This window comes from Pontibacter arcticus, assembly GCF_003284895.1.
Classification (GTDB): Bacteria; Bacteroidota; Bacteroidia; order Cytophagales; family Hymenobacteraceae; genus Pontibacter; species Pontibacter arcticus.
Genome location: NZ_QMDV01000002.1, coordinates 479,513 through 499,752 on the forward strand (window position 1 = coordinate 479,513; position 20,240 = coordinate 499,752).

Sequence of the window (20,240 nt, forward strand, 5' to 3'; positions counted from 1 at the left end):
AGCTTATCGGGATTTTTGTTTTCATACTTTAAGGTTCCGTTTCTGCTTCCAACAGCAGACATCGTTTTTAGTTTAAAAAAGCAAAAAACCGGCCTATCTCCTCAAAAAGGTATCTTTTATACTTTTTAACCGTATGCTTCGGTTATTAAACCAAACTATACCTGATCTTCACCAGCACAAAGTATACTTATAGGAGCATCTTAAAGCTAACTATTATGCCTGTTATAACCATAGCTGCCATAATAGCGGAGTAGCTTCCTTGCCAGGCAGGGGGCTGCAGCCATACAACTTCTCTCAGAACTACTAACTATACGTTTTAGCGTAACCAACCCATGAAAATCATAGAGCTGCGCGTTATGCGTGGGCCAAATTACTGGTCAGTAAAACACCCTAAAATTATTGTAATTAAACTGGCGCTGGAAGAGCAGAGCCATACCTTAACCAATGCTGATCCTTTGTTTCTGCCCCGTCTGAAGAAGATGTTCCCGGGCATGGTCAGTCACCGTTCTTCGGTGGGCGTAGAGGGCGGCTTTTTTAGCATGGTGGAAGAAGGTACCACGTTTTGCCATGTAGTACAGCATATAGCGCTGGAATTACAAACGCTGGCTGGTATGGAAAGCGGTTACGGCCGTTGCTACGAAACCGCTGAAGAAGGCGTTTACCACATCGTGTTTTCGTACCAAGAAGAGCGTGCCGGCAAATATGCCGCCGAAGCTGCCGTACGCATCACCCAAGCCCTTATCCGAAATACAAAGTATAAAGTAGCGGAAGACATCAGCAGGCTGCACGAGATCAGGGAAGACGAATATTTTGGCCCAAGTACATTCTCTATCGTCAGCGAAGCTGTGAGCCGGGGCATCCCTTACATCCGCCTGAACCGCCATTCGCTGATACAGTTAGGCTACGGCGTAAACCAGAAACGCATACAGGCAACGCTTACCAGTGGTACCGCTTGTTTTGCCGTAGAGATAGCCGGTGATAAAAATGCAACTAAAGAAATGCTGGAAGAAGCTGGCATACCTGTGCCGAGGGGCGCAACTGTTTACTCGCTGGAAGAATTAAGGAAGGCTACCGAGAAACTGGGATTTCCATTAGTAACCAAACCATTGGATGGTAACCACGGAAAGGGGGCCACCATCAACATTCAAAACCTGAAAGATGCCCAGAAAGGTTTTGCAGAAGCGCGTAAATATTCCTCGGCCGTGATGGTGGAGCAATTTATTGAAGGCTTCGATTTCAGGTTACTCGTGATAAACGGCAAGTTTGTAGCTGCTGCCAAACGTACGCCGGCTATGGTTACCGGCGATGGCACATCTACCATACAACAACTGATCGAACGTGAAAACAAAGACCCGCGCAGGGGAGTAGGCCACGAAAAAGTGCTTACCCAGATCAAAATCGACAAGCACACGCAAAGTATACTGAAAAGCCGCAACCTGACCTCTAAATCTATACTGGCACCCGGCGAGATTTTATACTTAAAAAGTACAGCCAACATCAGCACGGGCGGTACTGCCACCGATGTAACCGACTTGGTTGACCCATACAATATTCTGATGGCGGAGCGCATAGCCGGCCTGATCGGGCTGGATATCTGCGGCATCGATGTGATGACGACGGACATTGCCATCCCATTAAACGAAGCCCGTGGCGCGGTGCTGGAAGTAAATGCGGCACCTGGCTTCAGGATGCATATTTCGCCTACTTATGGCCTGGCGCGTAACGTGGCCGAGCCCGTAATTGATATGTTGTTCCCACATGGTACCCCGTCCCGTATTCCGATCATCGCTGTAACAGGCACGAATGGTAAAACAACAACCACCCGCCTGATTGCGCACATGGTAAAAAGCAAAGGCTACCAGGTAGGGTTCACGACAACGGATGGCATTTACATTCAGGATAAGTTACTTGAAAAAGGTGACACCACCGGCTCTTACAGCGCTGAGTTTGTTCTCCGCGATCCGACTGTAAACTTTGCAGTGCTGGAGTGCGCGCGGGGAGGTTTGTTGCGTTCAGGCCTGGGTTTCCAGCAATGTGATATCGGTATCGTAACCAACGTAAGCTCCGACCATTTAGGCCTGAAGGATATCCACACGTTGGAGGATCTGGCAAACGTAAAAGCCGTTATCCCGAAAAGCGTAAGCAAAGATGGTTATGCCGTTTTAAATGCCGATGATGACCTGGTTTACGCGATGGCCGATGAGCTGGAGTGCAAAGTGGCTTTCTTTAGTATGGATGAGAACAATCCGCGCATTTTAAAACACATTGCAAAAGGCGGTTTGGCTGCTGTGTTCGAGAATGGGTTTATCTCTATTTTCAAGAACAGTTACAAGATCCGGATTGATCGTGTGGCGGATATACCGCTTACTTTCGGTGGTAAAGCTAAATTCAATATCGAAAACATTCTGGCGGCAACGTTGGCTGGTTACATTTCTCACTTCGAGATCGAAGATATAAAAACGGCCCTGCGCACCTTCCTGCCATCACCGAGCAAAACGCCGGGACGTATGAACCTGTTTAAGTTTCCGGATTTTGAAGTGCTCGTGGATTATGCCCATAACGTTGGCGGCATGAAAGCGATCGGTACTTTCTTAGAGGAAGTTGAAGCCACGCGCAAAGTAGGGATTATTGCCGGCGTAGGAGACCGCAGAGAAGAAGATTTTTATGAACTGGGCCAGGTTGCCGGGCAAATTTTTGATGAAATCATTATTCGTCTGGATGAAGACCTGCGTGGCAAAACCCCAGAGCAGATAACCGAACCGCTTATACAAGGTATTAAAAGTATAGCGCCAAATAAATCTATCCGGATCATTCCGCAGGAAATGCGCGCGATAGCGTATGCACTGGAGCTGGCCACACCAGGGTCTTTTATTTCCGTGTTCACAGAAGATATGCAGGAAGCCGTTAAAATGGTGGAAAGCTTTAAAGTGATCCAGGACAGAAAAGTACTGGCCGATTAAGCTAAACATTATAACGCAATAAAAAAGCCCTGCCAGCAAACTGGCAGGGCTTTTTTATTGAAAGTATACTTGCTTATTTCAGTGTGAACGATGTTTTCCCGATCAGGAAGCCATCTGCATAAAGCTCTACGGTATGCAGGCCTTTTTTGTAGGCAGCATTTTTATCGTACACAAAATTTAGTTGCTGCTGCGTGTTGTCGAATACAAAATCGCGCTTGGCCGTGTAATACATATCTTCGCCCTCTACCTGGAACGAGCCAGAGCCTGTTGAAAGGTTATAAAGTGCAGCGCCATCCGGCTCGATCATGCGCAGGTAAACCGATTTGGGCTCTTTGGTAGATACTTCGTTTTTAGCCAGCTGGAAAGCCACTCTGATTTTATCTACACGCTTCGCTCTGAATTCGTTATCGTTATCGTCTTTCGTTTTGCCACGCTCGTTAATAATGTTTACGCTGATGTTCTGTGCTTCCAGCCTGGCTGCAACACGTACTTTATCGGAAAGGTCGCGGGTAGCGGTCTTGAACGTTGTTAAACTATCGGCCAGCTTGTTTTGCTTTTCTTTAAGTTCGGTGTTTTCTGTAAATAACACTTCATTATCGGCCTTTAGCTTGGCAATTTCATCGTCTTTTTGCTTTAGCTGTACTTCAAACGCTTTGGCTCTGTCGCGGAAACGGCGCTGGTCAGATAACGTATAGCTGCTCTTACGGAAACCACGCAGTTCGCTCAGATCACTCGAAATGGCTGCAATTTTAGCTTCCAGCGAGTCGTTTTCCAGGCCCATTGCCTGTAGCTCCTGGCTCTGGCGCTCGAAATCAGCTTTCAGGGCTTCGTATACTTTTATCTGGTTTTCGAGTTCGCTGTTCTTCACCTTGATAATTTCGGCCTGCTCCTCCGTTTTTTCCTTTTTCTGATAGTTCATGTAAATCAGAATACCGTTAATACTGGACAGGATCACGATCAGGCCCACAATTAACAGTTTGCGATTGTTTCTATTTTCAGGAGAATTCACTGACATAGTTTTGCGGTTTAGTTTAGTATGTCGATTTGAAAGCGTTAATTTAAAAAATTACCGGATTTAACCACTTTACAAAAATCAAATATAAGACTTTTGCGCTTTAATAACCGAAGTATGAACCAAGAATTTAACGCGGCTTACTGGGAGCAGCGCTACCAAACCAACCAGACCGGCTGGGATACCGGAAGTATAACGACGCCACTGAAAACATATTTCGACCAGCTAACTGATAAAAACCTGCGCCTCCTGATACCCGGATGCGGCAATGGCTACGAAGCAGAATTTCTTTCCCGGAATGGTTTTACGCAAGTATACTTAGCCGATAGTGCCCCGGCGCCGCTTGCAAATTTTAAAAAACGCGTGCCCGGTTTCCCGGAAGAGCAGCTGCTATTGCAGGATTTTTTTACCCTGGACGGCACCTATGATCTGATCGTAGAACAAACTTTTTTCTGTGCGTTGCCACCAGAACTTCGCCCTGCTTATGCCCGCAAATGTGCCGAATTACTGCCTGCTGGCGGAAAGCTGATGGGTTTGTTGTTTGATACAACTTTTGAAAAGGAGGGACCGCCCTTTGGAGGAAACCGGGAAGAGTACCGTTTATACTTTGCGCCATACTTTGATTTCCTGGTATATGAAACGGCAACCAATTCCATTGCGCCACGCCAGGACAAAGAGCTGTTTATACTTTTACAGAAGAAATAGTTTATACTTTCCGGCGCGGCTTTAAAGCAGGGCAACAGTTTATAAAGTATAAATCCGGTTTTCCATCTCCAATATTACCTGTTTTAGTTACCTTTGCCTTGCAAAACAAGTATAGAAATACCATGTTCGATATACCTAAATTAAAACATACAACGTCCGGTAACTTTTTTCTGATGGCCGGTCCCTGCGCGATAGAAGGCGAGGAAATGGCTTTGCAAATTGCTGAGCGACTGGTTGCTATCACCGATCAGTTACAGATTCCCTTTATATTTAAAGGCTCTTACCGCAAAGCAAACCGCTCGCGCCTGGATTCTTTCACCGGCATCGGCGATGAAAAAGCATTGCGTATACTTCAGAAAGTAGGCGAAACGTTTGATGTACCTACCGTTACCGATATTCACGAATCTGATGAAGCGGCGATGGCTGCTGCTTATGTAGATGTGCTGCAGATTCCGGCTTTCTTATGCCGCCAAACTGATTTGCTCGTAGCTGCTGCTAAAACCGGTAAAGTAGTAAATATTAAAAAAGGCCAGTTTTTATCCGGAGAGGCTATGCGTTTTGCTGTAGACAAAGTACGCGAATCCGGAAATGATAAAGTTATTCTAACAGACCGCGGCAACAGCTTTGGCTACTCGGATATGGTCGTGGATTTCAGGAACATACCTGAAATGCAGGCAACCGGTGCACCCGTTGTGATGGATATAACACACTCATTGCAGCAGCCAAACCAAAGTTCCGGCGTTACGGGTGGCAAACCAGCCCTCATCGAAACCATTGCGAAAGCGGCTATTGCCGTAGGTGCAGACGGCCTTTTCATCGAAACACATCCGCAGCCAAGTGTGGCAAAATCGGATGGCGCCAATATGCTGGCCCTGGATCAGATGGAAAATTTATTACGCAAATTAGTTCGTATCCGTCAGGCCATCAGCTAACGTATATACCCTTGCAAGGCACCGCGGCTTGTTGTCTGCGGTGCTTTTTTATGTAAAATTCAGCATGAGCCAACACCATACACCAGCCTGGGAAGTATATTTTTGCCATATAGAAGAGTTTCCTGCATTTGTGAGCACAGATCTGGGCGTTGCAACTGTTGCCCCGCTTAAAGACAAGCCGAACCTGATCGAAGTAGTTGTGGCTTTAAAAACCACTGACGAAACCGGTTTTCCGGAAGCAGAGGAGTGGCACATGCTCGAGAAGATTGAAGATACGCTGGTGCAGTTGCTGGAAGCCAAACTCAATGTCACGTTTGTAGGCAAGACCCTGTATAGCGGAAAGCGCAGTTTTTATTTTTACGGCGACCGCATTTTATTGCTGGATGGTTATGTAAGCGAGGTAATGGAAAAATACCCGGATTACATGCTGTTAGCGCAGGCAACCGAAGATCCGGATTGGAACATCTACTTCGGTTTCCTGTACCCGGATGCCGAAAGTATGCAGCGCATCCGCAACAGCCAGATGTTGCAGCTGATGGAGGAGCAGGGCGACCAGCCTTTTGTGCCGCGTAAAATAACGCATTGGTTATACTTTAAAACGGCTTCGGGCCGCGATGCTACCTGGAAAGCCCTCCAGCAGCAAAACTTTAAACTCGAAGAACGCGCCCAGCGCACCGATACGCAAAAAGGACTGGAGTATAAACTGGTTGTTTACCGCGACGATAAAGCCGATGAAGAATCCATCGAAGAGATCAGTTCCATTTTATGGCAACTGGCTTCTCAGCAAAACGGCGAGTATGATGGGTGGGAAGCGCTTACCATCCCGGAAAATGCCTAAGTTAATAGGCCAGCGTAAAATGCTCTTTAGGCTGCGTTGTCCGGAAAAAAACAAGACCGATAAAGTATAAATCTACGGTTTGGCGCACCTGCGGGTGCTGTTTTATACTTTCCCAGGCTTGTTTCATTTCATCGGACCAGTAAATATCATCCATCACAAAAACGCTGTCTTCGTGGTGCCTGGTCAGGCAGGCTTCAAAATAGCGCATAGTAGGCTCGTAGCGGTGGTTGCCATCAAAAAAAACGAAATCAAGCTGCTTTATAGGTTGCAGTTGTTTAGCTAAGGTATGATCCAGGTTGCCGATAACCTGATTTATATTGGCCAGGTTAAGCTGTTCAAAATTGGCTTTGGCAGTTTGCGCGATAGCCGGGCAACCTTCAAATGTATAAATATTGACTTCTGAGTTTGCTTTAGCCAGATAGGAAGTTGTGATGCCAAGTGAAGTACCCAACTCAAAAACAGTATTTGGTTTAAAATGCTGTACCAACCTGTAAAGCAACTGGCTATACTTGGCTGGCTTGGCTGAGTTGCGCGCAATTTCATTTATACTTCGCTCGCGCTGGTTCGTTACTTTAGAGCCTGCCCCAAAATCGGTTACGTTAATTTTCCGTTTATCCTGCAGCAATTCCTTTCGCAGCGCTTCCACGGAAGTATAACTTTCATACTTTTCCTTATCGAGTATGACGTTTTGGTAAAGCTGGAAAATGAAAGGGGAGTGCACGCCATGCAGTTTTAAGGCACGAAGCCGGTACTGCAAATAATCGAAAGCCTGGCTAAAAACTGACACGTAAGGGAATTGTAAAGGGCGATAGCAGCCATACTTTATACTTTAAAACGAATCGGGCAAAGTATAAAATGCAGGCTTTAGTTTAGTTTATAAGGTACGATCAGGGTGAACTCCGGAATGGTGGCGTCAAACTGTTTTCCGTCCAGCAAGCGCTCCATCAGGTAAGTGCCGCGCATTTTGCCCAGGCCGGTTTTCAGGTTACAACCAGATACGTATTCATGCAGTTCGCCGGGCTCTAAAACGGGCTGTTGCCCTACCACGCCTTCGCCTTCCACTTCTCTCACCACGCCGGTCGCATCATGAATATACCAGTGTCTGCGAAGCAACTTTATGGTAAATTCACTTTTATTTTCTATTTTAATCCTATAAGCAAAAACAAAGTGCTGCTGGATGGGGTTAGAATAATCGGGCAAATAATTCATGGTAACGCTTACCTTTACGCCTTCAGTTGTTGTAGTTTCCATAAATCTGGTATGTTAAAAAAGTAATCGAAACCATTTAATATAGTTAATTTCTGGGTAGTACGTGGTTTCCAAAAAGTATAACTGATTTCCCTACGATGTTATGAATGTAAAGATAGAAGAAAGCTGGCAAACTGTCCTGCATGAGGAGTTCGAAAAGCCTTATTTCAAGAATCTCGTTTCATTTGTTAAAGACGAGTACACTACGCAAAAAGTTTATCCGCCGGGTAACCTGATCTTTAATGCTTTTCAGAAATGCCCGTTTGATAAAGTAAAGGTAGTTATACTTGGTCAGGATCCCTACCACGGACCCAACCAGGCAAACGGGCTGGCTTTTTCTGTGAGTGATGCCGTTCGTATTCCGCCGTCACTTCTCAACATATTCAAAGAGATCAAAAACGACATCGGCAAAGACATGCCCTCCACCGGAAACCTGGAACGTTGGGCCGAGCAGGGCGTACTTTTACTAAATGCTACTTTAACTGTACGGGCAAGCGATGCCGGCTCGCACCAGAAAAAAGGATGGGAGCAGTTTACGGATGCCGTTGTCCAGAAAATTAACGAGGAGAAAGAGCACGTCGTATTTATACTTTGGGGCGCTTATGCCCAAAAGAAAGGCGCTTTTATAGATGAACGCAAGCATTTAGTTTTGAAAGCAGCTCATCCATCCCCTTTTGCAGCCGACCGCGGTTTTTTCGGAACGCATCATTTCAGTAAAGCCAATGCGTATTTAAAAGAACACGGCGAAAAGCCGATTGAATGGTAAGAATGTTTTATAACAAAAAAAGCCGGCAAGTATAGCCGGCTTTTTTGTTAGTGGTAAGTATAAGTTTCTATTCGATCATGTTGAACAGGCGGTTCCAGCGGATGCTGTTTAAGAAACTGCCATTCGCATCCGAAGACATCCAGATCAATACAGCCTTTCCTACGATGTGGTCTTCCGGTACAAATCCCCAATAGCGTGAATCAAGTGAGTTGTGGCGGTTATCGCCCATCATAAAGTAATAGTCCTGCTTAAATGTATACTCCGTAACGTCTTTGTTATTCATATACAACCTGCCATCTCTAACTTCTGCATTTTCGTTGTGCTCATAACCAAGTATAATCTTCTCGTAAAAAGGAAGCGATTCAGGTGTTATGGCTACTGTAACGCCTTCTTTCGGGATATAGAGCGGTCCGAAATTATCTTTGTTCCAGGCATATTTGCTAGGTACCTGCGGAAACACGGCAGGCTCTATTTCGCTTGGCTGAGAGATGTTTGCAATGACCTGCTTTATAAAGTCAAGTTTCTCCAGCTCTGCTGCTTGTGCAGGTGTGGTGTGTACGGCATAACCGCCCTGTATCGGCTGGATCAAGGTGATCTTACGGTCGTCGAAAAACTTGTTGCCCAACTGGCTGTCAGTCACAATTAAGTAGCTGGATTGCATCTCAGTCGGGTTTTCCATTGGTTTCCCGTTAAAGTAAACCTGTGCGTTACGGATGCTGAGTGAATCTCCTGGCAAGCCTACACAACGCTTGATATAATTGGTGCGCAGATCGGCTGGATGATGTTCTTCCGGCGGAAAATTAAATACCACTACATCGCCACGGCTAACTTCCGAAAAGCCCGGCAAGCGGTAAGAAGGTAACTGGATAGCATCCGAATAAGAAGGAATGTTGGTACCCCAGATAGTCTGGTGGGTAAGCGGAACCTGAAGCGGTGTAATAGGCGTACGCGGGCCGTAGTGCAGTTTGCTTACAAACAGAAAATCACCCACCAGCAACGACCGCTCCATGGAAGGAGTAGGGATGGTATAGGCTTCAAATGTAGCCCAACGGATTAAGCTGGCAGCAATTACAGCAAACAGAATGGCATCGCCCCATTCGCGTAAAAATCCTTTTTTCTTTTTCGGTGTTCTGGTTTGGGGGGCTTTCTCCCAAAATTTTACGTTCATCTGCACTAACTTAGGTTACAGGTTTAGCATGTCTTTCATCCCGAATACGCCTTTGCGGTTCTGGATCCACTCGGCTGCCATAACTGCACCTTCAGCAAAACCAGTCCGGCTGTGGGCAATGTGGGCAAGCTCAATTTGGTCTACTTCGGAGCTGTACGTTACAATGTGTGTACCTACTACATCAGGCTCCCGCTCCGAAGCAATGTTCAATTTAGTTTTTTCTTCCGGATTATCTGCAATCCAGCCATCCAGGTTTGGGTAATGCGCTAAAATTCCTTCGGCTGTGGTAATACCGGTGCCGCTTGGCTTATCTACTTTCTGTAGATGGTGTATTTCCCGGATACCAGTCTGGTACTCCTTATAGGCCTGCATGCGGCTGGCAATATATTCATTAAAATGAAAGAACAGGTTTACACCAACGCTGTAGTTGGAAGCGTAAAAGAATGCCCCGCTATGCGCCTGGCAAAGTTTTTCTGCTTCGTTATACTTATCGAGCCAGCCGGTAGAGCCACTCACAACCGGAATACCAGCCTCCAAACAATAGGAAATATTGACAAATGCAGCTTCGGGATGGGTAAATTCAATCGCTGCATCAGTAATAGCAGAAGTATAATTTTGCAGTGTTTCTGCGTTCTGATGGCTGATTTTACCTACGATGGTATGGCCTTTGGCTAAGGCTGTCTGCTCAATGGTTTTGCCCATTTTGCCGTAGCCTATTAGTAAAATTCTCATTTGGTTGTATAAAGCGTAAAGGTGATGCCGGGAACGAGGCCCGTTTTATAAGCAGGGGAAGCATAAACCGGAACCAGCGTAGGCTGCACGTTAAAGCCCAGGTCATCACTCACATCAAAGGTTTTGAGGTGGGCATGTACGTATGCTTCCGCTATATTCAGGCCATAGGCAAGTATAGACAGTAAAACAGTCAGGTCGCGGTTGCGGCGGTAAAAGTCGCGGCTCGAGCGCAGGTTTTCTTTGCCTCTCGGGAAAGTTTCGGAATAGTAAACAGGTGATGCAGCATACTTATCGATCGTGTTCGGGTCGCCGTCGTTTCGGATAAGTAAAGCTTTCCTGAAGTCCTGGTACTTGTTGTTGTTATCGATCAGAAAGTAACCTAAAACGCCGCCTGCTGCATAAATGATCGGTACTTTCCAGATAGCTTTGTTATATACTTGGCCAGCTCCCGGAAGTAACGCAGAGTATAAAGCGGCTTTTGCCGGTCTGTCCCAGGTGCTCAGAAAGAAGCCGCCGGCTGTATCTGCAACAGGTACTTTAGTAGCGAGCGTAAGCGTATCCGGCAGGGTTGTCGTTTGTACCGCAACAGAATCCGGGCCGGCCGTAATAACCTGAGCCTTTCCGGCTATCGGCAACAAATACATGCCTGCACTTATGATTGCTACAACTATGCCCTGTGTCAGCTTCATGTATACTTAGTAATTAAGTAAATCCAGGATTCGGTTAAGCTCATCTACCGATACAAAAGGAATCTTGATCTCGCCTTTGCCGTCGTTATTAGCTTTCACCATAATTTTGGTTCCGAACTGGGAAGAAAGTTTGGTCTCCACGGTTTTCAGTTCCTGATCATACTTGTTAAAGGAAAGCTTTTGCTGGGGATCTGGTTTCTTATTGGCATTCTGGACGTTACGCACCAGTTCCTCTACCTTCCGAACCGACAATTCTTCAGCCACTACCTTTTTATAGATCTCCAGTTGGTTTTCTACGGTATCGATATTGATCAGGGCACGGGCGTGGCCCATAGAGATTACATTGTCGCGCAAACCAATCTGGATAGCAGGCGGCAACTTTAACAGGCGCAGGTAGTTGGTTACGGTCGTTCTTTTCTTGCCAACACGGTCGCCGAGTTCTTCCTGTTTCAGGCTGCATTCGGTTAACAGGCGCTGATAGGATAAAGCGATCTCGATCGCGTTGAGGCTTTCACGCTGGATGTTCTCGATCAGGGCCATTTCCAGCATTTGCTGGTCGTCGGCCTTGCGGATATATGCCGGAATAACCGTAAGCCCGGCCATTTTAGAGGCCTGATAACGACGCTCACCAGATATCAGCTGGTAGGTGTTCTGGTCTAACTGACGAACAGTGATCGGCTGAATAATGCCTTGTATGCGAATGGAATCAGCCAGTTCTTCCAATGCAGCCTGATCGAAATGGGTTCGTGGCTGAAAAGGGTTTGTCTGGATCTGATCAATGGCTATATCTGCGATGGTATTTAAAGCATTTAAGGTTGTCGAATCAATTTTGCCCGTGTATTTGTTGCCTTCCAGTAAAGAGGAAAGGCCACGGCCGAGGCCGCCCGAACGCTTTGCTGCTGAATTGTTTTTGTCAGACATGTAAAAATAAAATTATTTTTCCAGCGCTACTACGCTGTTCTTCTCTGCAATCTCCCTTGCCAGGTTCAGGTAGCTCATGGCACCTTTGCTTTCCGCATCATGCAGAATGGCAGGTAAACCAAAGCTTGGGGATTCGCTCAACTTCACATTTCGGGGTATGATCGTATCAAAAACCATTTGCTGAAAGTGGGTTTTCACTTCTTCCACTACCTGGTTAGATAAACGCAGGCGCACGTCATACATTGTTAACAGGATACCTTCAATTGCCAGATCCGGGTTAAGCCGCGACTGAATGATCTTAATCGTATTCAACAGTTTGCCTAATCCTTCCAAGGCGAAATACTCGCACTGCACCGGTATAGCTACAGAATCTGCTGCTGTTAGTGAGTTTACAGTGATCAAACCAAGCGAAGGAGAGCAGTCGATGATAATGAAATCATACTTCTCGCGCAGCGGAGCCAGGGCTTCGCGCATTTTTTCTTCGCGGTTAGGCAAATTGATCATTTCCACTTCGGCACCAACCAGGTCGATATGCGAAGGAATCAGATCCAGAAATTCGATCGTGGCAGACTGAAGTATAATATCTTCGGCTTTCACGTCTTCTACCATGCATTCGTAAATGCTGCTGGTAATGGTGGCCGGATCGAAGCCAAGGCCGGACGTGGCATTGGCCTGCGGATCAGCATCCACTAAAAGTGTTTTAAATTCGAGGGCTGCTAAACTGGCGGCCAGGTTTATAGCTGTTGTGGTTTTACCCACGCCACCTTTCTGATTAGCAACTGCAATAATTTTTCCCATCTATACTTTATAGGCTTATGGTTTGGCCTATCTCCATCAAAATAAGTTCTTTATCTGCCATTCTGGCTACGTCCTTCACTTCCTCATGGTCAATCTCGATGTAAGGGAAGGTATCATAATGCATTCCGATCACTTTATCTACCTGCACAAAATCTGCTGCGATCATGGCATCCTGTATATCCATGGTAAAGTTATCACCGATAGGAAGCAAGGCAAAATCCAGGTCAAAAATCTCCGGGATCAGCTTCATATCATAAGTAAGCGCGGTATCACCGGCAAAGTAAAAGGTTTTCTCAGGTGATTCTACCACAAAACCGGCTGCAGCGCCCCCGTACGTACCATCCGGCAAAGAATTGGAGTGGATCGCATTTACCATTTTCACGGTTCCGAAAGGCAGGGATACCTTTCCGCCGATGTTCATCGGGTGTGTTTTCTCAACGCCTTTGTTACCAAACCAATCAGCAATTTCGAACGATGCTACTATGGTGGCATTGTTATTTTTTGCAATTTGCTCAGCGTCAGCTACGTGGTCGGTGTGGCCATGTGATAACAGGATATAATCAGCCTTGATGCTGTTAACGTCTATATGCGAGGCAAGCTGGTTGGGCGAAATAAAAGGATCAAATAAAACCTTGTGTTCACCTATTTCAAATAAAAAGCAGGACTGTCCGTAGTACGTTATTTTCATAATCTGTGTAGTTTTAAAGCTCCAAGGTTAGTTATACTTGCACAAAGATACGTTATTTTACCTACTTTACCCGATGCATTCCAGAACCGTTTCTATATTTTTATTCACACTTTCGAGCCTTATTTTTTCCTGTTCTGATGGCAGTAAAGAGCAGGACGGCAAACAGGTTTTCAGGTATAATCAACCTGAAGCTTTGTCTTCGCTTGACCCGGCATTTGCCCGTAACCAGGCCAATATCTGGGCAAGCACGCAACTTTATAACGGACTCGTGGAACTGGACCAGCAACTAAAGACCGGGCCAGGTATTGCCAAAAGCTGGCAGGTATCCGAAGACGGAAAAGTTTATACTTTCAATTTAAGAGACGATGTATACTTTCATGACAGTGAAATATTTAACGGAGGTAAGGGTAGGAGGGTAACTGCCAAGGATTTTGAATACAGCTTTAAACGCATCGTAGATCCGGCTTCCGCCAGCACGGGCGCCTGGATTTTTAACGATAAGGTTTTAAGCGATAAAAATGGCGTGATCTCGGATACGGCTTTCCTGGCGGTAAACGATAGCACGTTTAAAGTATACCTGAACGAGCCATTTATCGCTTTCCTGGAAATACTGACGATGCCATATGCTTTTGTGGTGCCGCAAGAGGCTGTAGCAAAGTATGGCAAAGATTTCCGGGCAAATCCGGTGGGTACGGGGCCGTTTATGTTTAAGCTCTGGGACGAAGGCAACGCCATTGTTCTGCACCGCAACCCGCGCTACTGGAAAAAGGATCAGCAAGGCAAACAATTACCTTACCTGGATGCAGTGCAGATCTCATTTATAACAGACCGTAAATCTGAGTTTCTGACGTTTATGCAGGGCAAACTGGATTTCCTATCGGGAATACGGGAAGGCTCCCGTGATCTGATCCTGAAAAATGACGGCACCGTGCAGGATGATTTTAAAGGAAAGTTTACCGTACAGAAAGTACCCTACTTAAATACCGAGTATATCGGCTTTCAACTCGACCCAGCTAATCTGAAAGAAACTAACCCGGCGCTGCAGAATAAGAAAGTACGGCAAGCCCTCAACTATGCCATCAACAAAAAAGAAATGCTGGCTTACTTTCGGAACAATGTAGGTATTCCCGGCCATTCAGGTATGGTACCGCCGTCATTGCCATCTTTCAGCCAGGAGAATGTGCCCGGCTATACGTATGATCCAAAAAAAGCAGCAGCATTACTGCAGGAAGCGGGTTATACTTCGGCTAAGCCGCTTAAAATGCGCTTAAGTACCGTTACTGATCAGAAAGAACTGGCAGAATACTTACAAAAGAAATGGGCAGAAATAGGAGCACAGGTGCAAATTGACATTAACCAGTCGCCTGCCCACCAGGAAAGCGTGGACAACGGCAGAGCGCCATTCTTTATGAAAAGCTGGCTAGGCGATTACCCGGATGCGGAAAACTACCTGGCTTTATTTTACAGTAAAAACTTTTCGCCGGCAGGGCCAAATAAAACGCATTTCAAAAACGAAACCTTTGACCGCTTATACGAGCAGGCAAACCTGGAACAAGATATTACAAAGCGCTGGAAGCTTTACCAGGAAATGGATAAGATTGTGGTAGAAGAAAGTCCCGTGATCGTGCTTTTTTATGATGAAGTAGTTCGTCTTACGCAAAATAATATTGAGGGCCTGGAAGCAAACCCGATGAATACCCTCAAACTGGAGCGTGTCAGAAAAAAGTAAATAAAACAAAGTATAAAAAAAGGCCAGCAACTATAATTAGCTGCTGGCCTTTTAATTAGATATACTTAATTCAATTAAATATTCTCACCTGGTTTGCGTGGTGGCATATTTTCCGGTCTGCCTGTAGTATCAGTTCTACCTGTATTGTCTGAGTTAGTAGGGTTTGTTTTATCAACCTGCACATCTGTTTTGCGGACAGTGCCACGAACAGTTTCGTTGTGCTCTTCAGTTGTTTTATTTACCCTGATCTCTTCTACAACACGAGCTTCTTTATTTACGATCGGCACTTCTTTGTGCTCCGTAATATTAAGTTCGCCTTCTTTAAAGTTAGCGAAGTCTTTATCCGTAGCAGGGCGGTTTACAGCGTTACGCTCAATGTTAATGTGCTCTTCGCGTAAACGCATGTTTTCCTGAACTGGCTTTTCGATGATGCGGCTTCTGATACGCGCTCCACCGGTTTCAACCTGACGCTTTCCAACCTGCATATTTTCTTCGATAATCGGAATAGACATATCAGAACCTCCGCGCTGATTTGTATTGCCTGGTGTCTGCGTAGTTTGTCTGGATGTCATATCCGTACCTTGTGCAGTAGTTGATTGGCCCATGTACTGTTGTGCGCGCTCATCTACATCTACTGCACCGCTGTTATCTAAGATCTCTGCTACGCGTTCTGCTTCCTGCTTGGTATTGGCATGTACTGTTACTACCCAGCCGCGCCTGGCAACTTCGGTGTGTTTTTTGGCATCGTCGTTGCCACCAAATAGGTTAGAGAAGAAGTTACTTACCCCATCTGTGTTTTCAACAGTACCACTTTGTACTCGGTCGCTGGTTGCAGATGGGTTGGCTATATCTATGTTCTGGCGAGAAATGCTGCTGCTTTCTAATTTCTGTACTGCTGTCTGGGCATCAATGCCTTTTTCAAAAATTCCTATTACTGTCTGTGTCATAGCTTTACTAATTAAATTTAAGTTTGTGTTAAAAAAGGGTTGCGAAATAATTGTGTTACTAAATATTTAAGAATCAGTACGATTAATCTGTACTTCTTCTTTTAAAACGGTAATTCTTTGTGTTTCGTTGGATTGGATTCGCTGTTTGGTCACATGGATTTCTTCCACCACCATCAGTTTTTTTTCTACGACCAATACTTCACGCACGACGGGTATAATCATCGTTTCACCTTCGTGCCTCACGCCTGGAACTGCATCCACATACTGGTTTACCTGTACGCGCTTTACATCAACTTCTTCGTGGGTAGTAGGTATATCAACTAATACTTCTTCCTCGCGCACATTTTTGCTGATATTTACGGTAGCTGATTCAACCACTTCCTTGTCAATAGAAATCTGTTCTTCGATAACAGGGATGGTCATTTCCTTTTCTTCGGAATGTATGGTTTGATGCTGTTCAGCTACCGGACCAGTTTGTTGTACAGGTTCGGTTTTTTGTGTACTTGCCTGAAGCTTTTGCTCAAACTCGGAAAGTTGTATTTTATCAGTTGATTCAGCCATTACATGAATAAATTAGCATTTTAAAATATAGTTTTATTTAGACTATAGTGCTAAGTGTTTTTATTTTTACGGTCGAAATTCCTATAAGTTCGGACTAGGTAGCAATTAAAAGTTCAGTTAACTGCCAGCATACCTGCGTAGTCTTGTATTAAAGCTTAGGCGTACTAAGTTGGGTGAGAAGGGAGAAAAAAAAGATGTTACAGATTAGCTAAATGCAATCTGTAACATCTTTGAGGAAATTAGAGCGAAAGGAAAAGTATAACTATTTTAAATTAAGCCAATCAATTACCTCTTGCTTTTGCCTGAGCTTCCAGTGCTTTCAGTTCATGTTTGGCAGCGCTTAAACGGTCTTTCGCAGCTTTTTCGCGTTGTTCAGCTTCTTCTTTATAGCGTTCGGCTTCTTTTAGTTCCTGTTCCAGGTATTCAACTTGCTGCTGCTGCGCCGCTACAGCCGGATTGTTCGATAGACTGCTACCTCCGCCTAACATGCTGCAACTGCTCATCAAAAGAATAGCTAAAGCAGAAAGACTGGATTTATAAAAGGTGCGTGTAGTAGTTTTCATAGGGTAGCATTTGTTGGTTTCCTTATATTACGGGCATACCAATGCATTAGTTTATAAAGCAATTGGTATTACAACAGGTTGCACCCTGCTTACAGGTTACTTTAAGATGCAATTGATTGGATTAACTAAAGTATAAAAGCGTGCTAAGGCTTAGAAGTATAACTTATAATAGTTGAGAGTGCCAACGCAATTATATAAACGATCAAAAACCAATTAAAAAACTTCTTCCTGTTAACCGATCTTTTCAGGAGAGGGTAAAAAAGGAAAGAAGCTACGCCGATAGCTGCAAAAATATAAACGATCGCTTTTACCACTTTAGTTAAGTTAATCCGGTTTCCTGCAAACCACGAAATATTATGGAAGTTTTACAAATTTGCCATTCTCAAAAACCAACGTTTCGGGTTGACAACCTGTGCACTTGGTGTAGTCAATAGCATAATCGGTTGGGTTGATCGTGAAGACACGGCTGTTTTTGGTAAATGCCGCGCCGTATGTACTCTGAATTTTATCCAGCACTTTGCCGCTTTGTGCATCCATTACATAATGCGTGTGGCAGTTAGTGCCGCAGTTTATACTTACCACCGCGTACTTTCCGGCAAAATTAACGCCTTTTGCTAATCCGGCCTGCAGTTCAGTTTTAAACTGAGCGGCATCTTTATGGCTGGCCACATCTAACACAGCCGTTTTTCCGGAGTATATTTCACCAACGGCATACTGTGTATTGTTTTGATATTCGTCCTGGGTTATGCGGTAGCGGCTGTAAAGGGCCGTGTCTTTCCCGGATTCCGCCGGAATGGTCAGGGAGTCTTTTGCCAGTTGCTCTTCCAGTTTAGGGTGTGTACTGGCGATGGTTTTTCCTTCGTCTGACCCGGATTGGCAGCTGAAAATGCCTAGTAATGGAAGTATGAACAGGTATGAAGTTTTCATTATTTTCATTTGAATAAGCATGTGAATGTAAGTTGATCTGATTTTAAGTATACATTTTCAATTATTTAATCTTATTGTATACTTTAAAAACCATTCATAGATCCTCATACGGCAACATGCATATTTCAGTAAAACAAAAAGCCTTTCCATACTTTGGAAAGGCTTTTTTAAAAGTATAAATGGTGCTTATTTTTTGGCTTTGTTGCGTTTTTGCTGTTCTTTTTCCTGAGCGGCGCGCATCGCTGTCTGCATACGCTCTGAGAAAGACGGGCCACTTGTTGCCTTCTTTTCCTTTATCTTATCTTTGTTGGCATCCAGTTTAGCGCGCACTTTGCCTTCATCCACAAACTTACGGATAATGGCCTGCTGCCCGAAAGATACCATGTTCGATACAAAATAGTAGAACGATAAACCAGCCGGGAAGGAGTTCAGTACAAACAGGAAGATAACCGGCATCAGATAGCTGTAGAACTTCATCGGCCCCTGCATCTGCGCATTCATCTGGTTGTTAGACCAGGTAAAAAGTATGGTAGAAGCCGTCATCAGCAACGTGAACATACTTACGTGGTCTCCATAGAAAGGAATCGTAAACGGCAGTCTGGCAAATACATCGTAGGTCGAAAGGTCGTTTGCCCACAGGAAGGCTTCCTGGCGTAACTCGATCGAGTTTGGGAAGAAATTGAACATCGCAAAAAGGATCGGCATCTGCAACAGCATCGGAATACAGCCACTCAGCGGGTTAACACCCATTTCAGAGTATAGCTTCATGGTTTCCACCTGCGTTTTCTGCATATCGCCGTCGTTGCGCTCTTTTATCGCATCTATCTCCGGCTTCAGCACTTTCATTTTAGCCATCGATAAGTGCGACTTGTAAGTAAGTGGCAACAAAATGGTTTTAATGTAAAATACCAACAGGATAATAATGATACCGTAGCTGGCAAAATAGTTCTCCAGGAAATCAAACGCCGGGATAATGATCCACTTGTTTACATAGCCAAATATGCCCCAGCCCAAGTCCAGGTTCTTGTCAAAATCATGTCCGATCTTGTTCAGGATCTTGTAATCGTTTGGTCCGAAATAGAACATGAACTCCCCTTTACCGGAAAGCACATCCTGCGTCGGAATCAGCATCTGGGAAGAAAGTGTTTTAACAATCAAGCTATCAGCCGGATCAACTTTGGCTTCCAATTTAGCGCCGGCAAAGCTGTTGCTCGCAATGATACCTGCTGTAAAGAAGTTCTGCTTGTTTGCTACCCATTTAACCGGCTCAGCTAAGTTATCTGCCTCCGTTGTTTCAGAGATAGACAGGTAATCGTAACCATCTTCAACTGTAGCGTAGTTGATCGTAGATTTAGCGCGGTTTTGCTTCAGGTCTTTTTCAAGCTGCTTTAACTGGTCGTTCCAGGTCAGGGTAATGTTATCGCCACTGATCTGGTTGTTCAAGCCATTAAAATTAAGTTTATATCCTAACTGAAAGCTCTCGTCAAACAAGGTATAAACCTGCTCAATGTACTGGCCATTGCCAAGTTCGGCACGGAAAGAAATTGTCTGGGCAGTAACTTTATCAGCTTGTGTTTTCTTTACAGCAGAAGGCGTAAAGTATAAATCTGATAAAAGAACATTCTTACCATCGTTCGTTTTAAAAGCTACATCCGTCTGGCTGCTTTCGCTGTCGAATAAGATCAGCGGCTTGCCATCATAGGTTTTGTAGTTTTTTAGTAAAACTTCTTCCACCTGTCCGCCTTTTGTGTTAAAAGTAACTTCCAGGTTTTGGTTATTCAGAGCGATCGTAGAGGCCTGGCCAGTTGCAGCTGCGCCAAAAGAACCTAAAGAGGCAGCTCTGCGCACCTGTGCCAGCGAGTCGTCCGGGGCAGGTGTAGTTGCAGTTGCAGTAGAGCTAAGTTGCTCTGTTTTGGCTTTTTGTGTTGCATCCTGCGCAGGTTGTTCAGGGCTCGCGAAAAAAAACGAGTATGCCAGCAGCAGTACTGCAATCAGGCCAAAGCCAATTGCTTGATTTCTATCCATTTACTTGTTGTGAGAAGTGTATTTATTTCTT

Annotated in this window: 20 protein-coding genes; 6 read left to right on the forward strand and 14 right to left on the reverse strand. The window is 45.0% G+C overall.

Annotated features, from left to right (window positions below; all coding sequences use genetic code 11):
• Positions 1-332 precede the first annotated feature (332 nt).
• A complete protein-coding gene (cphA, locus tag DP923_RS07230) occupies positions 333-2,960 on the forward strand; it encodes a cyanophycin synthetase (RefSeq protein ID WP_112305170.1) in 2,628 nt (875 codons plus the stop codon).
• Positions 2,961-3,033: 73 nt separating this feature from the next.
• Here cphA and DP923_RS07235 read toward each other — a convergent pair whose 3' ends face one another.
• Positions 3,034-3,975: a hypothetical protein gene (locus DP923_RS07235; RefSeq protein ID WP_112305171.1), complete on the reverse strand. Its 942-nt coding sequence runs from the start codon at positions 3,973-3,975 to the stop codon at positions 3,034-3,036.
• 114 nt (positions 3,976-4,089) lie between these two features.
• Between DP923_RS07235 and DP923_RS07240 the strand changes: the two genes are divergently transcribed.
• From DP923_RS07240 to DP923_RS07250, 3 genes are all read left to right on the forward strand, one after another.
• Positions 4,090-4,677 carry a methyltransferase domain-containing protein gene (locus tag DP923_RS07240; RefSeq protein WP_112305172.1) on the forward strand — a complete coding sequence of 196 codons (588 nt, stop codon included), beginning with the start codon at positions 4,090-4,092 and terminating at the stop codon, positions 4,675-4,677.
• Positions 4,678-4,799: 122 nt separating this feature from the next.
• The gene (kdsA, locus tag DP923_RS07245) at positions 4,800-5,609 is read left to right on the forward strand and encodes a 3-deoxy-8-phosphooctulonate synthase (protein ID WP_112305173.1); all 810 of its coding nucleotides are present in this window, start codon (positions 4,800-4,802) and stop codon (positions 5,607-5,609) included.
• 64 nt (positions 5,610-5,673) lie between these two features.
• A complete protein-coding gene (locus tag DP923_RS07250; protein ID WP_125047672.1) occupies positions 5,674-6,447 on the forward strand; it encodes a DUF695 domain-containing protein in 774 nt (257 codons plus the stop codon).
• 1 nt (position 6,448) lies between these two features.
• Here the strand turns inward: DP923_RS07250 and DP923_RS07255 are convergent, their stop codons facing one another.
• On the reverse strand, positions 6,449-7,234 hold the full coding sequence (locus DP923_RS07255) for an O-methyltransferase (RefSeq protein WP_112305175.1): 786 nt from the start codon (positions 7,232-7,234) through the stop codon (positions 6,449-6,451).
• A 77-nt stretch (positions 7,235-7,311) separates the two neighbouring features.
• Complete coding sequence (apaG, locus tag DP923_RS07260; RefSeq protein WP_112305176.1) at positions 7,312-7,698, reverse strand: Co2+/Mg2+ efflux protein ApaG; 387 nt, start codon at positions 7,696-7,698, stop codon at positions 7,312-7,314.
• A 100-nt stretch (positions 7,699-7,798) separates the two neighbouring features.
• Between apaG and ung the strand changes: the two genes are divergently transcribed.
• Positions 7,799-8,461, forward strand: a complete 663-nt coding sequence (gene ung / locus DP923_RS07265; RefSeq protein ID WP_112305177.1) for a uracil-DNA glycosylase — start codon at positions 7,799-7,801, stop codon at positions 8,459-8,461.
• Between the two features lie 67 nt (positions 8,462-8,528).
• On the opposite strand, the gene lepB is transcribed toward ung, so the two are convergent.
• From lepB to DP923_RS07295, 6 genes are read right to left on the reverse strand one after another with little or no spacing between them, the layout of a single operon-like run.
• The gene (gene lepB, locus DP923_RS07270) at positions 8,529-9,629 is read right to left on the reverse strand and encodes a signal peptidase I (RefSeq protein ID WP_112305178.1); all 1,101 of its coding nucleotides are present in this window, start codon (positions 9,627-9,629) and stop codon (positions 8,529-8,531) included.
• Positions 9,630-9,644: 15 nt separating this feature from the next.
• Positions 9,645-10,361: a 4-hydroxy-tetrahydrodipicolinate reductase gene (gene dapB / locus DP923_RS07275; protein WP_112305179.1), complete on the reverse strand. Its 717-nt coding sequence runs from the start codon at positions 10,359-10,361 to the stop codon at positions 9,645-9,647.
• Positions 10,358-11,050 (reverse strand): DUF5683 domain-containing protein, encoded by a 693-nt coding sequence (locus DP923_RS07280; RefSeq protein ID WP_112305180.1) that lies wholly within the window; start codon positions 11,048-11,050, stop codon positions 10,358-10,360. The genes dapB and DP923_RS07280 overlap by 4 nt, the downstream gene beginning before the upstream one ends.
• A gap of 6 nt (positions 11,051-11,056) precedes the next feature.
• Entirely contained in the window at positions 11,057-11,971 is a 915-nt protein-coding gene (locus DP923_RS07285) for a ParB/RepB/Spo0J family partition protein (protein WP_112305181.1), read from the reverse strand.
• A gap of 12 nt (positions 11,972-11,983) precedes the next feature.
• A complete protein-coding gene (locus DP923_RS07290; protein WP_112305182.1) occupies positions 11,984-12,769 on the reverse strand; it encodes a ParA family protein in 786 nt (261 codons plus the stop codon).
• A 7-nt stretch (positions 12,770-12,776) separates the two neighbouring features.
• The gene (locus DP923_RS07295; protein WP_112305183.1) at positions 12,777-13,457 is read right to left on the reverse strand and encodes a metal-dependent hydrolase; all 681 of its coding nucleotides are present in this window, start codon (positions 13,455-13,457) and stop codon (positions 12,777-12,779) included.
• A gap of 73 nt (positions 13,458-13,530) precedes the next feature.
• Here DP923_RS07295 and DP923_RS07300 point away from each other — a divergent pair, with 73 nt between their 5' ends.
• Positions 13,531-15,186, forward strand: a complete 1,656-nt coding sequence (locus DP923_RS07300; protein WP_112305614.1) for an ABC transporter substrate-binding protein — start codon at positions 13,531-13,533, stop codon at positions 15,184-15,186.
• Between the two features lie 74 nt (positions 15,187-15,260).
• Here the strand turns inward: DP923_RS07300 and DP923_RS07305 are convergent, their stop codons facing one another.
• From DP923_RS07305 to yidC, 5 genes are all read right to left on the reverse strand, one after another.
• A complete protein-coding gene (locus tag DP923_RS07305; RefSeq protein WP_112305184.1) occupies positions 15,261-16,133 on the reverse strand; it encodes a YsnF/AvaK domain-containing protein in 873 nt (290 codons plus the stop codon).
• A 66-nt stretch (positions 16,134-16,199) separates the two neighbouring features.
• The gene (locus tag DP923_RS07310) at positions 16,200-16,694 is read right to left on the reverse strand and encodes a YsnF/AvaK domain-containing protein (protein ID WP_239020962.1); all 495 of its coding nucleotides are present in this window, start codon (positions 16,692-16,694) and stop codon (positions 16,200-16,202) included.
• Between the two features lie 281 nt (positions 16,695-16,975).
• Positions 16,976-17,257 carry a hypothetical protein gene (locus DP923_RS07315; protein WP_125047674.1) on the reverse strand — a complete coding sequence of 94 codons (282 nt, stop codon included), beginning with the start codon at positions 17,255-17,257 and terminating at the stop codon, positions 16,976-16,978.
• Between the two features lie 354 nt (positions 17,258-17,611).
• The gene (locus DP923_RS07320) at positions 17,612-18,184 is read right to left on the reverse strand and encodes a hypothetical protein (RefSeq protein WP_165838160.1); all 573 of its coding nucleotides are present in this window, start codon (positions 18,182-18,184) and stop codon (positions 17,612-17,614) included.
• Positions 18,185-18,370: 186 nt separating this feature from the next.
• Entirely contained in the window at positions 18,371-20,209 is a 1,839-nt protein-coding gene (gene yidC / locus DP923_RS07325; RefSeq protein WP_112305187.1) for a membrane protein insertase YidC, read from the reverse strand.
• Positions 20,210-20,240 lie beyond the last annotated feature (31 nt).

Coding starts and splice junctions, on each gene's coding strand:
- DP923_RS07235 (WP_112305171.1), bottom strand. CDS start 3,975: ATGTCAGTGAATTCTCCTGAAAATAGAAACAATCGCAAACTGTTAATT.
- yidC (WP_112305187.1), bottom strand. CDS start 20,209: ATGGATAGAAATCAAGCAATTGGCTTTGGCCTGATTGCAGTACTGCTG.
- kdsA (WP_112305173.1), top strand. CDS start 4,800: ATGTTCGATATACCTAAATTAAAACATACAACGTCCGGTAACTTTTTT.
- apaG (WP_112305176.1), bottom strand. CDS start 7,698: ATGGAAACTACAACAACTGAAGGCGTAAAGGTAAGCGTTACCATGAAT.
- ung (WP_112305177.1), top strand. CDS start 7,799: ATGAATGTAAAGATAGAAGAAAGCTGGCAAACTGTCCTGCATGAGGAG.
- dapB (WP_112305179.1), bottom strand. CDS start 10,361: ATGAGAATTTTACTAATAGGCTACGGCAAAATGGGCAAAACCATTGAG.
- DP923_RS07295 (WP_112305183.1), bottom strand. CDS start 13,457: ATGAAAATAACGTACTACGGACAGTCCTGCTTTTTATTTGAAATAGGT.
- DP923_RS07290 (WP_112305182.1), bottom strand. CDS start 12,769: ATGGGAAAAATTATTGCAGTTGCTAATCAGAAAGGTGGCGTGGGTAAA.
- DP923_RS07310 (WP_239020962.1), bottom strand. CDS start 16,694: ATGGCTGAATCAACTGATAAAATACAACTTTCCGAGTTTGAGCAAAAG.
- DP923_RS07300 (WP_112305614.1), top strand. CDS start 13,531: ATGCATTCCAGAACCGTTTCTATATTTTTATTCACACTTTCGAGCCTT.
- lepB (WP_112305178.1), bottom strand. CDS start 9,629: ATGAACGTAAAATTTTGGGAGAAAGCCCCCCAAACCAGAACACCGAAA.
- DP923_RS07285 (WP_112305181.1), bottom strand. CDS start 11,971: ATGTCTGACAAAAACAATTCAGCAGCAAAGCGTTCGGGCGGCCTCGGC.
- cphA (WP_112305170.1), top strand. CDS start 333: ATGAAAATCATAGAGCTGCGCGTTATGCGTGGGCCAAATTACTGGTCA.
- DP923_RS07315 (WP_125047674.1), bottom strand. CDS start 17,257: ATGAAAACTACTACACGCACCTTTTATAAATCCAGTCTTTCTGCTTTA.
- DP923_RS07250 (WP_125047672.1), top strand. CDS start 5,674: ATGAGCCAACACCATACACCAGCCTGGGAAGTATATTTTTGCCATATA.
- DP923_RS07320 (WP_165838160.1), bottom strand. CDS start 18,184: ATGAAAACTTCATACCTGTTCATACTTCCATTACTAGGCATTTTCAGC.
- DP923_RS07305 (WP_112305184.1), bottom strand. CDS start 16,133: ATGACACAGACAGTAATAGGAATTTTTGAAAAAGGCATTGATGCCCAG.
- DP923_RS07240 (WP_112305172.1), top strand. CDS start 4,090: ATGAACCAAGAATTTAACGCGGCTTACTGGGAGCAGCGCTACCAAACC.
- DP923_RS07280 (WP_112305180.1), bottom strand. CDS start 11,050: ATGAAGCTGACACAGGGCATAGTTGTAGCAATCATAAGTGCAGGCATG.